Here is an 11,806-nt window from a genome sequence, read left to right on the forward strand (position 1 = left end):
TAGGGGTTTAGAAACCAAGGTTGAGGTTGATCCCATACCGGCGTTGCGTGGGGGAAGACAACGTCACGTCACCCGAGGTACCCTGGGTGGAGTTGTCGGCTGCGTTGTAGCCGGCGGCATACTGGTCGATGTCGAAGTCCTTACGCTTGGCGAAATACAGGAGGTTCCTGCCGACCAGGGACACGGAGGCGGTCTTGATGAGGGTTTTGCCCAGGACTTTCTTCGGAATCATGTAGGCGATCTGTACTTCCCGAAGCTTGGCGTATGTCCTGGAGATCGTATAGAACTCGTCGAAGTTGGACGCAAGGCCGTTCCCGGACAGGTAGTTCTGAACCGTGCTCGCGCCGGTGTTTTTGGCAAAAGTCAGTTGCTTGATGTTGGTGATGTTGCCGCCGCTAAAGCTGGGCGTACCGGCCGTAATGACCACGCCATCTCCTATATAGGAAGGCGTCGGTTTGGCCGCCCCGGCCTTTACACTTTCCCATTCTGCACGACGTGCGGCGCCCAGGGCGCCCTGGTCAGACTCGATGGCGGTACCGCCGTTCATCGCGTGGTACCAGACGTCGTCGTAGATCACACCGCCGACACGGCCGTCGAACTGGAAGCTCAGGCTAAAGCTCTTGTACGTAAAGCGGTTGTTGATACCCCAGGTATATTTGGGGTTCAGGTAACCCAGCAGCTTTTTGTCGCCGATGTCGGAGGGCGCCTGGAGCGGGTCCCCGTTGCCGGTTTGCGTGTTTTGTGCGTATTGATAGACGATGTTCCCGCTGCCGTCGCGTACGAAAGCGGTGCTGTAAAAGGCGTCCATCCGGTCCCCGACGTGGAAGTCGTGGTTGTTGATCACGATGTGGTTGAGGCTGCCGTAGACTTTCTTCAGGGTCTCCCTATACGTAGACCAGTTCAGGTTGACATCCCAGGTGAACTTCGCAGTCCGGATGGGCGTGAGGGCGAGGTCGGCTTCCCAGCCTTTTTTCAGGGTGGTGACCGCATTTACGTTCTGGGAAGTATACCCCGTGGAGGAGGCGACACCCAGCGGGAAAATCTGCGGGCCGTTCTTGGTCTGGAAATACGTGACGTCCAGGCCTACGCGGTGTCTGAACATGCTCAGGTCAAGCCCTTCTTCAAAGGACTGTACGTCGTAGCTTTTGAGTTTGGGGTTGGCGATGTTGCTGGAATAAGACACGGCGGGTTCCCCGTTGTAATAGGTCGTGATGGAGTACGCGCTTTGGTTGGCGTAGCTCGGGCCGTTATAAGACGAATACAGCTCGCTCCCGTAACCCAGCAACCCGCTGTTGAGCGTGGTCCCGTAGAGGGCGGAATAAGCAGACCCGATCTGGGAGGAGGTCAGCCCCCCTTTTACGTCGGCGTAGGAACCCCTCAGCTTCAACAGGTCGAAGGCCTTCGGCAATTTTACGTAATCCCCGATCGACGTGCTCAGCGACACGGACGGGTAGAAGAACGTATTGGTCCCGGAAGGTAAGGTGGAGAGGTGGTCGACGCGTCCGGTGGTGGACAGGTTGACATAGCTCTTGTACCCCAGGTCCACGGAATAGTAGGCGCTGTTCACCTGCATATTGGACCCGAAGTTATAGGCCAGTACCGGCAACTGCGAATTGGTAAAGCTGTATACCCCAGGTACGGACAGGTCTTTGGTGGTGGTAAAAGAAGAGTTGTACTTATAAGACCGTTCGTTGGCCCCGGCGTTCGCGCCGATGGTCCAGTCGCTGAACTTTTTGTTATAGCTCAACAGCACGTCCGTGTTGTTCTCCAAAAGCTTCCGGTCGTCTTCGCGGTAGTCTCCGTACCAACCGGGATAGTACCAGCTCAGGTATTGGTTCAGGATCGTACCGGCCGGTACCTTTTCCGTCCGGGTCTGGTCCCAGGTCGTGATCTGGGTGCGGATCGAGGCGTTCAGCTCGGGGGTGATGTTGTAGGTGAGCTTGATATAGCCGTAGATGTCTGTTTTGTAGTGACCCCGCAGCCATTGGTAGGCCATGAAGTAGGGGTTGTTGCTCCGGCCGTAGTTCTCGTTGTACTGGGTAAGACCGGGGACGCCCATCGGGGCCTTATAATAATTCTTCAGGTCGCGGACGTCATAGTCGGCCGGTCCGTAAACGTTGAACATATAGACATAGCTGTTGGGACCGTAGTCTACGTCCGGAATGTTCGGTGTATACTGCTCGTTCAGGTTCAGGTTGGCGTGGAAACGGATCTTGGGGCTGACGGAGTAGGTGGTGTTGATGTTCAGGTTGTCCATGTTGAGCCCGGTGTTGGGCGCCTGTCCTTTCTGGTAGATGTGGGAGTAGGACATCCGGATGTCATAGTTGGACCCACCCGCGGAAGCGGAAACGTTGTTCGTGGACAGGATACCGGCTTGCAGGAAGTGCTGGAGGTTGTTGACGCCCCGGGCGGTATAGTTTGTTGCCGTACGCGTCCCGGTCGTGGGATCCCAGGGGCTGTCGTATTGTTTGATCTTCTGGCCCTCGAAGCGGGGGCCCCATACGGCCAGACGCTGGCCATAGTCATACAACTGGTCCCCGTAAGAATACGTGAAGTTGGACCCGCGGCCATATTCGGTCTGGTCCTTGGGGATGACCGTGAAACCCTTTTCGATCATGGTGCTGCTGTTAAAGCTGACCTGCCAGCCCCGGCTGTCCCGGCTGCCCCGTTTGGTGGTGATGACGATGGCGCCGTTTTGTCCCTGGAACCCGTAGAGCGCTGCAGCGTTGGGCCCTTTGAGGACGGTGGTCGACTCGATGTCGTCCGCGTTGACGTTCCAGGTATCGGAGTTGATGGGAATACCGTCCACGACGATGAGGATGTCCTTGGTGCCCCTCATGACGATCTCGGGACGGCCGAGCAGTTCCGGTGAGGAACCGATCGTCAGACCGGATACTTTGCCTTCCAGGCTGTTGAAGACGTCCGGTTCCCTGGCCTTGATGAGGTCGTTCCCCTTGACGGTGGAGGTTGCGTACCCGATGGTCTTGGCTTCTTTGCTGATGCCAAGGGCGGTGACCACCACGTCCTGGAGTTGCTGACCCGAGGGGATCAGGGCAACGGATATGGAATTCCGGCCGGACAGCGGAATCTCCTGCGTGGTAAACCCGACGTAGCTGACGACCAGCGTGACGTTCAGATTGCTTACCTCCAGGGAGAAGTTCCCGTCGACGTCCGTAAGGGTGCTGTGCTTGGTCCCTTTTTCGGTGACCGTGGCCCCGGCCAGGGGCGCACCCGAGGAAACGATTTTTCCGCCGACCCTAAGGTCCTGGGCGGAAACAGGACTGCCTGTTAACAGGCAGAGCAGCAGCGCCGTGAAAAGGGCTGCCGTGAGTGTCAATTTTTGACTCATGTGCGTGATGATTGATGATGTGTGAATAGAGTGCTGAGGAGCGCATTTCCCCCTTCTTCCAGCGTGCTATCGTTTTGGATACAAAGTGTGTTTGTGGTGACAGGTGCTCGCCGGAGACGGCGCTCCACTTCCTCCTGGGTTTCCCTGCCCCTTCCTTCCAGCCTTTGCCGGACGACCGCCGGGTCGGCTTCGATGAGTACGGCCACCAGGTGCGGATACCGCTCGCGGGCGATAGGGAGGTATTCCCGGGACCCATTTACTACGACGTCCAAACCGTCCGCCATCCAAGCGTCGATTTCCCGGCCGATGCCATAACAAAATCCGTGGCTTTCCCAGTCGAGTGCGAACAGGTTCCGCCCCTTCCGCAAGGCGAATTCACCGGGACTCAGATAGATGTGGTTCTCACCACCAGCTTCAAAAGGTCGGGTAATATACCGGTGCGCAAAGACGATGGATCTGGACCCATCTATGGACCGGCGGGCGTATTGCATCAATGCGTCTTTTCCAACGCCGGAAGCGCCCATAACATAAAAAAGTGTAGCCATGAATTGGTGAACAAGGGTCCTGCCCGCGATGGCCGAAATTCCAGCAGCCCCGTTCGGCTTGTATTAGGAGTTGATTATTTCTTTGTGCGCCCCGGTTTATGTGTGTCTTGTTCAATAATGGTTAGCAAACTGTAATAAAGCGGCTTGTTTACTTTTTGTTTACCTATACTTAACATTTCCCTAAAAATCCGGTCATATTAGGTTTTTATTATCGGGGAATGAAGAAACAAAAACTGGTGCTCATAGATGACCACCCGGATACCGTCGAGCTGTTGAGATACAACCTTTCCGCCGAAGGCTACGACGTAAAAGGTTTTTTCAACGCGGTGGATGCCTTGAAATACATCACCGGGGAAAACACCGACCTCGTCATCACCGATTGGATGCTTCCGGAAATGGACGGCCTCGACCTTTGCAGGAACCTGAAACACCATACCGCCACGCAAGACATCCCCGTCGTCATGCTGACCTGTAAAAACGAGGAGATCGACGTTGTCACCGCCCTGGAGGTGGGCGCTGAAGACTATATCTCCAAACCCGTGCGCATGAAGGAAATGCTCACCAGGGTTAAAAAAATCCTCCGCCGCAAGGCGGGCGACGCCTTTTTACAAACCGGCCAGGACCAGCGCGAGACCATCGCCCGCGGCCGCCTGAAGGTCGACCTGGCCAGCTACAAGGCCTACCTTGACGAAGCGCCCCTCGACCTCACCATCGTGGAGTTCCGTTTGCTCGAACTCCTTGCCAAGCAACCCGGAAAGGTATTTTCCCGCAGCCAGATCATGGAGCGCATCAACGGGATGGATTATTTCGCGGCGGAGCGCTCCGTCGATGTACAGGTAGCGGGGCTTCGCAAAAAAATGGGGCCTTATAAGGATGGGATCGAGACCGTGCGGTCGGTGGGATACCGGCTCAACGAAAAGGCGCTGTGAGTCATTCATGTGCGTTCTGTTTGGGCTTTTCGCATACGCGGTGGCGTAATGAGGAACTAACAAATTCGCGCCCTCACCCTAACGGCTGCCAAATATTTCGCGGCTACTTTTACATCCAACAACCACCCATGCATACCCCCGACGAGATACTTTGTGCCTGCTCCCTGGATGCCCTGGAGGCCTTTGTCCGGACGCTGGAACCCCTCTATACCGTGGTGATCGCCCGTTATCCCACCCTGGCCACGACGATGATTTGTGCAGAAGATTCCGTAGAAGGACAACCCTTTTACCTCGGCGAGGCGCTGGTCACCGAAACCGCCCTCGTCCTCGACGGACAAACCGGTTACGGCATCTGCTTAGGAGACGAACCTGTTCGAAGCTATTGCATCGCCTTTATAGATGCCGCCCTGCTCCTCGGCGGCGACCGCGTCGCGCCCATTCAGGCATTTGTCGAGGTCCAGGGAGCGTTTTTAGAAGAAGCGCGCCGGATCGAACACGCGCAAATACAGCGCACGAAGGTGGATTTCAAACTCATGGAACAGGACTGATATGCACAAAGAGCTGATGTACGACAGCGTTTTTGACGCCCAGGAACACTTCCGGATCTTATTGGATTGCATGGCCAGACCGGGTACGGTGCGCGTTCTGCCCATCGCCGGCCTGCACCCGCCTGAGGGGCTGCATCCCGCAGCCGCCCTCGTGGGCTTCGCGCTTCTCAACGCCGACGTCTCGTTTTTCGCGTCGCCGCTTTGGCAGGACTACCTACGGGAGAATACCGACGCCGTGGCGTCGGACGCGCCGGACGCGGACTTTCTTTTCGTCGGCGGTGCGCTTCTTGTCGACGGAGAGGCCGCTGCGCTTATTGCGCAGGCGCGCACGGGGACGCTGACGTATCCCGAAGGGGGAGCGACGGTCGTCGTTTGCGTGGAGCGGGTCGCGGTCTCGGTGGGTGCCGCCGCTGCGCCTGCGGCGGCACCGCACCCGGCGGCCTCCACGATCCCTGCGGCCGACGCGGCCCCCACAGCGGCGCTCGTGTTGTCGCTCACTGGCCCCGGCATCGAACGGGTGAACGAACTGTCCGTCCTCGGCCTTACTGCCGAATTCCTGGAGACCCTGCGAGAGCAAAACCGTGAATTCCCGCTCGGGATCGACCTGATCCTGGCCGACGCCGGCGGCCGGATCGCCGCGATACCCAGAAGCACCAAAGTTCAATGGGATTAAACTAAGATATTATGGGATATGTAGCTGTAAAAGGGGGCACCGATGCCATCCGTCACGCGGAAGAGCTGGTGGAATTCTACAGGGTGCAGGCGCAAACGCCGCCCTTGTCCGTGCCCCAGATCATGACACAGCAAAGGCTGGGGGTCGACAAGGTCATGGGCGAAGGCGGCTTGTACGCCCCCGAATACGCCGCCATCGCCCTAAAACAAACCGAGGGTGATGTGTTCGAGGCTGCCTTTATGCTCCGGGCGTTTATCACCACCATGGAAAGACGGTATTATTCCGAAACCGTCAATACCCGGGAAATGTTTGTCCGCCGGAAAATATCCGCCTCTTTCCGGGAGATCCCCGGCGGCCAGGTGCTGGGGCCCACCCGGGACTATAGCCAGCGGCTGCTCGATACCCGGATGGTGCACGAAACGGAGACCGACCTCCAGGCTTTCCTGAATACGTTCGCCGCCAGGATAGACAAGACCCGCCTGCCGGAAGTCCGTACGTACGACAAGGTGATCGACCTCCTCAAACGCGAAGGACTCCTCCAACCCGTAGGCAATGCCGAAGACCGGACGCTAAAGGATATTACCCGCGAGGCCATTACGTTCCCCGCGCCCCGTTCCGCGCGTCTCCAGATGTTGTCGCGGGCGGAAACGGGGGGCCTTATGGCGCTCGGTTATAGCAGCATGCGCGGCTTTGGCGCGACCCACCCCACCGTGGGCGAGCTCCGGTACGGCACGGTGCCCTTGCGCGTCAAAGACCCCTCGGGCCGCGTTCGCCACATCGGTCAGATCCCGCTCACCGAAGCCGAAATGGTCTCGACGATCAAGGTCTCCAAAAAGAAACAGGCCCCGTATTTCGCCATCGGCTATGGCCTTTGCCTCGGCCAAAACGACACCAAGGCGATCTGCATGGGCATCCTGGACAGGGCCATGCGCAGCCCGGACACCTCCTCTCCCGCCAACGACGCCGAATTTGTGCTGTATCATACCGAGGGCATCGAGTCGATGGGGTTTACGAACCATCTCAAGCTCCCGCACTACGTGACCTTCCAGGCGGGCCTCAGCAATTTGCGCCAGGCCATCGATAGGGCAAACGCCGAGGCTGCGGTGGCCGGCGGCGTCGCCGCCGCCGCGACGGCCGCGACCCCGAACGGCGCTCCCGCGCCGCACCTTGACCCCAAACCCGCACACGCATGATCGAGAATACGAAATACGCCCGCCGCTATCACTTTGCGTTTATCGACGAGTCGACCAAAAAGGAGATCCGTCGCAAGCTCCTGAAGGCGGTCGCCATTCCCGGCTACCAGGTACCCTACAGCTCCCCGGAAATGCCCATCGCGCGGGGCTGGGGCACGGGTGGACTCCACGTCACGCTGGCGATCATCGGACGCGGCGACGTCTTTAAGATCATCGACCAGGGGAGCGACGCCAGCGTCAATGCGTGTAACCTCCGCGACTTTGTACACCGGATGACCGACTGCAAGACGACCTACGATACAAAGGAGGCGACGTTGATACAGACGCGGCACCGGATCACGGAGGAGGAACTGACGGAGCAACAGATCATGGTCTTCCAGGTGCCTCAGCCGGAGCCGCTCCGGGGGGTGGAACGGTACGAGTTTAAGACCCGCCAGATGCACGGGGAGGCGGACTACGCAAAGATGTGGGTGTCTTTGTACGAGTCGATTGTGCGGCACGGGGACATTATGCTGGGTGCGGGCTACCCGGTCAAGGTGAACGGGCGGTACATCATGGCGCCCAGTCCGATCCCCCGCTGGGATGTGCCCAACCTCCACCAGGCGAAGACGCTGTATCTTTTTGGGGCGGGCCGCGAAAAGAGGTTGTATGCCGTTCCTCCTTTTACGACGGTTGAACCCCTGGAGTTCGAGGACGTCAAGTTCCGGATCGAACAGTTCAAGGATGTTTATTGTTATAAGACGCACTATACAAGGGCGTTTCTGGACGAGCTTTACCTGGACGACGGGTCGAGAGAGCATGTCATCAACGACAGTAATTTCCTGGACAAAATCGAACAAGGAATACCCATCACACCCTTTAGCAACCCTTATATCTTATGAACGAGAACCATCCGCTGCTTAGGGTCAGGAACCTGACCAAGGTGTACGGGGAACCGGGTCCGGAAACCCTGGAACGGACCGGGCCGGAGGTCAATTCCAATATATGCCCCGACACGGATGCCATCGTGGCCTGTGCGGGGGTGAGCTTCGACCTGTACCCGGGCGAGGTGTTGGGGATCGTAGGAGAAAGCGGCTCCGGCAAAAGCACGGTGGTCCGTACGTTGTATTTCGACATCGAGGCCACGATGGGGGAGGCTTTGTTTCGGCCGTATGAAGGCGGTAACATCCTGGCCGCTTCCGGACAGCAAAAACGGCACATCCGCAACCACCTGATGGGGATGGTGTACCAGAATCCCCGGGACGGGCTCAACTTTCGTTTTTCCTCCGGTGGTAATATCGCGGAAAAGCTCATCATGGCGGAGCACATGCACGTGGGCCGCATCCGGGAAAGGGCGGCCTTTCTCCTGGAGAAGACCGAAGTCCCCGTGCAGCGCATGGACGATCCGCCCGCGTCCTTCAGCGGGGGGATGCAGCAACGCGTCCAGATTGCCAAAGCCATGGCGAACAATCCGCCCCTGCTTTTCCTGGATGAAGTGACGACGGGTCTGGACGTATCGGTCCAGGCAAAGGTGCTGGACCTGATCCGCGAACTGCAGCAGGAGCTGGGGATTGCGATGATCGTCGTCTCTCACGACCTTTCGGTGATCCGCATGCTCACCGACCGGACGCTGGTCATGAAAAACGGCCGGGTCGTGGAGAGCGGTCTGACCGACCAGGTCCTCCAGGATCCCCAGCACGCCTATTCCCAACTTTTAGTCAGCTCCCTGTTATGAACGTTATCGAAGTCAACGCCCTTTACAAATCCTTTGTGCTCCACATCCTGGGAGGGAAGGAGATCACAGCCCTCAGCGATATTCATTTTACGGTGGCGGAAGGGGAGATCGTCGGTCTGACGGGCAAGTCGGGCTCGGGCAAGTCCAGCCTGATGAAGTGCCTGTACCGCACCTACCTGGCCACCTCCGGGGAGATCCGGTATGCCGCCCGGGGTGGGTGGATCGACCTTGTCCGTGCCAGCGACCACACGATGATCGGGCTTCGCCGTTCCGAGATCCGGTATTGCGCGCAGTTTCTAAGCGTCATCCCCCGGGTCTCCGCGCTCGACGTCGTCGCGGAACCGCTGTACGGTGTCCTCCGCGACCGGTCCGCCGCCCGCGAGCGGGCCATGGCGCTCCTGGAGCGGCTGGGTTTGCCCCAGGGTCTTTGGGATGCTTACCCCGTCACCTTTAGCGGGGGAGAACAACAACGCATCAACGTGGCCCGTGCGGTGATCGCCCAGCCGCGTCTCCTGCTCATCGACGAGCCCACAGCCTCACTGGACGCCCGGACAAAGGACACCGTCGTTGACCTGATCCGCGAGCTCAAACACGAAGGGGCATCGGTGTTGTGCATCTCCCACGATGAATACACGTTGGAAAAATTGGTAGACAGGAGGCTCCACCTCCATGCCGGCCATCTGGCCGGACCATCGGTACACGTATTATAGAGCGCCCACGGCGCAGCAATGCAATAGAACGACATGAATAACTGGTTAATCACACACGCACAAATCGTAACCCCCGAAGGGGTGATTCCGGACGGCTTCGTCCGTATATGGGGAGGCGTCATCGCCGAGATCGGGGCCATGGAGGCCTTCCGCCACGCCGGGGCAGCGGGCCCCGCGGCGGGCGCGCCCGGCGATCCGGCCGCGACGAATGGGCTCGCGGACACGACGGCGGTGGGCGCCGTTGGCGCACCTGCCGAATGGCACGCCCACGGCGCCATCCTCATGCCCGGCATCATCGACATCCATACGGACGCGATGGACCTGGAGATCGTCCCCCGCCCGGGCGCCGACATCCCGGTGGTGGTGGCTTTCCGGGAGCTGGAACGGAAGATGGCGGCCTGCGGGATCACGACGGTTCTTCACTCCATGCACCTGGGCTATGAAGTGGCGGAGAAACAGTCCCGGAGCGGCTTTAGCCGGGCGACGGTCTTCCGGGAGGTGATAAGGGCGGCGGCGGGGCCGACGCTCCTGAACAATAAAATTCATTTGCGTTTCGAGCTCTCCGGGGTGGAGGCGTATGACGACTGCCTGACCTTGCTGGACGAAGGAAGCATATCGCTGCTCTCGGTGATGGACCATACGCCGGGCCAGGGGCAGTTTAGCAAAAAACACTTCCGGGAGGCGATGCTTTCGCAGGGTAAGACGGAAGCGCAACTGGAAGAGGAATTCAGGGAGCGCACGGAGCGGCCGCGCATAGAGGGGGAACGGCTGGCGGCGATGATCGGCCGGGCGGTGGACCGGGGTATCCCGGTGGCGTCTCACGACGACGACAGCCCGGAGAAGGTGGATGCCATGGTGGCGCTGGGGGTGACCATCAGCGAATTTCCGATCAATATGGAAACGGCCCGGCACGCAACGCGGAAGGGCTTGCACGTGGCGGGCGGTGCTTCGAACATCCTCCGGGGTGGGTCTTTGTCGGGTAACCTGAATATGGCCGAGGCGGTGCAGGAAAAAGCGGTGGCCATTCTCTGTTCGGATTATTACCCGGCGTCCATTCTTCATTCGGTGTTCCTGCTGCATCACCGGAGAGGGATGCCCTTGCACGAGGCGGTGAACCTGGCTACGCTGCACCCGGCGAGGGCGGTGCGGCTGGAGAGAGAAACGGGGAGCGTGGCAGTGGGCAAACGGGCGGACCTCCTCCTGGTCCGGCTTCAGGAGCAAATACCGATGGTCACGCATACGATGGTCGGGGGCACGGTGGTGCTGGCGACGGCATATAAACAAAACGGCGATGAGTAACGATCTTTCCTTTGACGAATATACGGCCCGCCAGTACCGGGAACTGGAACCGGAGCACCTGCTGACCCGGGCCCTGACGCTCCAGCCTTCGGGACACTACCGCCGGAACGGGCGTGGCTGGGTGTCGCTGCCGTACCCGGGTTTTGCGGTGGTCTCGATGGTAGACAGGGAACCCCTGAACCAGGACCTCCCGGGTATCCTGGAGTCGGTGCAGGCGGCCCTTTGGGAGCACTGCCCGTGGGGGGAATCGTTGTACTTTCTGCCCGCGTCGAGCTTTCACCAGACGATCGCGAACACGCTGTCGGAGGACCGGTTTATCGAGCACATCGCCCGCCCGGGGTTGGAGGGGGCGTATCCGCAGCGCGTGGCCGAGGCCTTCGCGCGGATCCCGCGGTTCGCAGGCGCCGCGGTGGCAGCAGCCACCGCCGAAGACGCCCCGGGGCCGCGGGCCGCGAAGGCGGAGCCGGAGCCAGGCGCCCCCATCCGCATGCCGCTGGCGGGCCTCTCCATCTTCGGCACCGCCCTCGGCGTCCTTGGTGTCTTCGAAGAAGAGGAATCCTACCAAAGAATTCTCCACTTCAGGGAACACTTTTACAAAGACCCGGCCGTAAGGGCATTCGACGTCCGGCGCACCCGCCCTTTTATCGGGCACGTCACGCTGGCGTACGTGGAAACAGACTTAACGACGATGCAGCGGGAGGAACTGGGGGCGGCGGTGCACAGCCTGAACCAGGCGATGTTCGCGGCGAGGCCGGTATTCCACCTCGCTCCGGCGGAACTCCGGCGATACGAAAACCTGTCGGCGTTCGAGAGACGACCCACTTTTCCTCAATATATTCTTTAAGC

General features: G+C 59.5%; 11 protein-coding genes. 9 read left to right on the forward strand and 2 right to left on the reverse strand.

The genetic code is table 11. The features are described from left to right. Positions 1-7: 7 nt before the first annotated feature. Together EDB95_RS09165 and phnN are read right to left on the reverse strand one after the other, a co-directional pair. Positions 8-3,349 (reverse strand): SusC/RagA family TonB-linked outer membrane protein, encoded by a 3,342-nt coding sequence (locus tag EDB95_RS09165; protein ID WP_133992854.1) that lies wholly within the window; start codon positions 3,347-3,349, stop codon positions 8-10. Further along, positions 3,346-3,894 carry a phosphonate metabolism protein/1,5-bisphosphokinase (PRPP-forming) PhnN gene (phnN, locus tag EDB95_RS09170; protein WP_133992856.1) on the reverse strand — a complete coding sequence of 183 codons (549 nt, stop codon included), beginning with the start codon at positions 3,892-3,894 and terminating at the stop codon, positions 3,346-3,348. The genes EDB95_RS09165 and phnN overlap by 4 nt, the downstream gene beginning before the upstream one ends. 218 nt (positions 3,895-4,112) lie before the next feature. Here phnN and EDB95_RS09175 point away from each other — a divergent pair, with 218 nt between their 5' ends. The 9 genes from EDB95_RS09175 (at position 4,113) to EDB95_RS09215 (ending at position 11,804) form a co-directional block, all read left to right on the forward strand. Beyond that, on the forward strand, positions 4,113-4,823 hold the full coding sequence (locus tag EDB95_RS09175) for a response regulator transcription factor (RefSeq protein ID WP_133992858.1): 711 nt from the start codon (positions 4,113-4,115) through the stop codon (positions 4,821-4,823). Between the two features lie 128 nt (positions 4,824-4,951). Next, positions 4,952-5,371, forward strand: coding sequence for a phosphonate C-P lyase system protein PhnG (gene phnG, locus EDB95_RS09180; protein ID WP_133992860.1), 420 nt, complete (start codon positions 4,952-4,954; stop codon positions 5,369-5,371). A gap of 1 nt (position 5,372) precedes the next feature. Next, positions 5,373-6,044, forward strand: coding sequence for a phosphonate C-P lyase system protein PhnH (gene phnH, locus EDB95_RS09185; protein ID WP_133992862.1), 672 nt, complete (start codon positions 5,373-5,375; stop codon positions 6,042-6,044). An 11-nt stretch (positions 6,045-6,055) separates the two neighbouring features. Next, complete coding sequence (locus tag EDB95_RS09190; RefSeq protein WP_133992864.1) at positions 6,056-7,237, forward strand: carbon-phosphorus lyase complex subunit PhnI; 1,182 nt, start codon at positions 6,056-6,058, stop codon at positions 7,235-7,237. Further along, entirely contained in the window at positions 7,234-8,118 is an 885-nt protein-coding gene (locus EDB95_RS09195; protein ID WP_133992866.1) for an alpha-D-ribose 1-methylphosphonate 5-phosphate C-P-lyase PhnJ, read from the forward strand. Before EDB95_RS09190 ends, EDB95_RS09195 begins: the two co-directional genes overlap by 4 nt. After that, positions 8,115-8,951 (forward strand): ATP-binding cassette domain-containing protein, encoded by an 837-nt coding sequence (locus EDB95_RS09200; RefSeq protein ID WP_133992868.1) that lies wholly within the window; start codon positions 8,115-8,117, stop codon positions 8,949-8,951. Before EDB95_RS09195 ends, EDB95_RS09200 begins: the two co-directional genes overlap by 4 nt. Further along, positions 8,948-9,661, forward strand: coding sequence for a phosphonate C-P lyase system protein PhnL (gene phnL, locus EDB95_RS09205; protein WP_133992870.1), 714 nt, complete (start codon positions 8,948-8,950; stop codon positions 9,659-9,661). Before EDB95_RS09200 ends, phnL begins: the two co-directional genes overlap by 4 nt. A 33-nt stretch (positions 9,662-9,694) precedes the next feature. Then, positions 9,695-10,960, forward strand: coding sequence for an alpha-D-ribose 1-methylphosphonate 5-triphosphate diphosphatase (locus EDB95_RS09210; RefSeq protein ID WP_133992872.1), 1,266 nt, complete (start codon positions 9,695-9,697; stop codon positions 10,958-10,960). Further along, entirely contained in the window at positions 10,953-11,804 is an 852-nt protein-coding gene (locus tag EDB95_RS09215) for a hypothetical protein (protein ID WP_133992874.1), read from the forward strand. Before EDB95_RS09210 ends, EDB95_RS09215 begins: the two co-directional genes overlap by 8 nt. The last annotated feature ends 2 nt before the right edge of the window (positions 11,805-11,806 follow it).

It is taken from the genome of Dinghuibacter silviterrae (assembly GCF_004366355.1).
Lineage (GTDB): Bacteria > Bacteroidota > Bacteroidia > Chitinophagales > Chitinophagaceae > Dinghuibacter > Dinghuibacter silviterrae.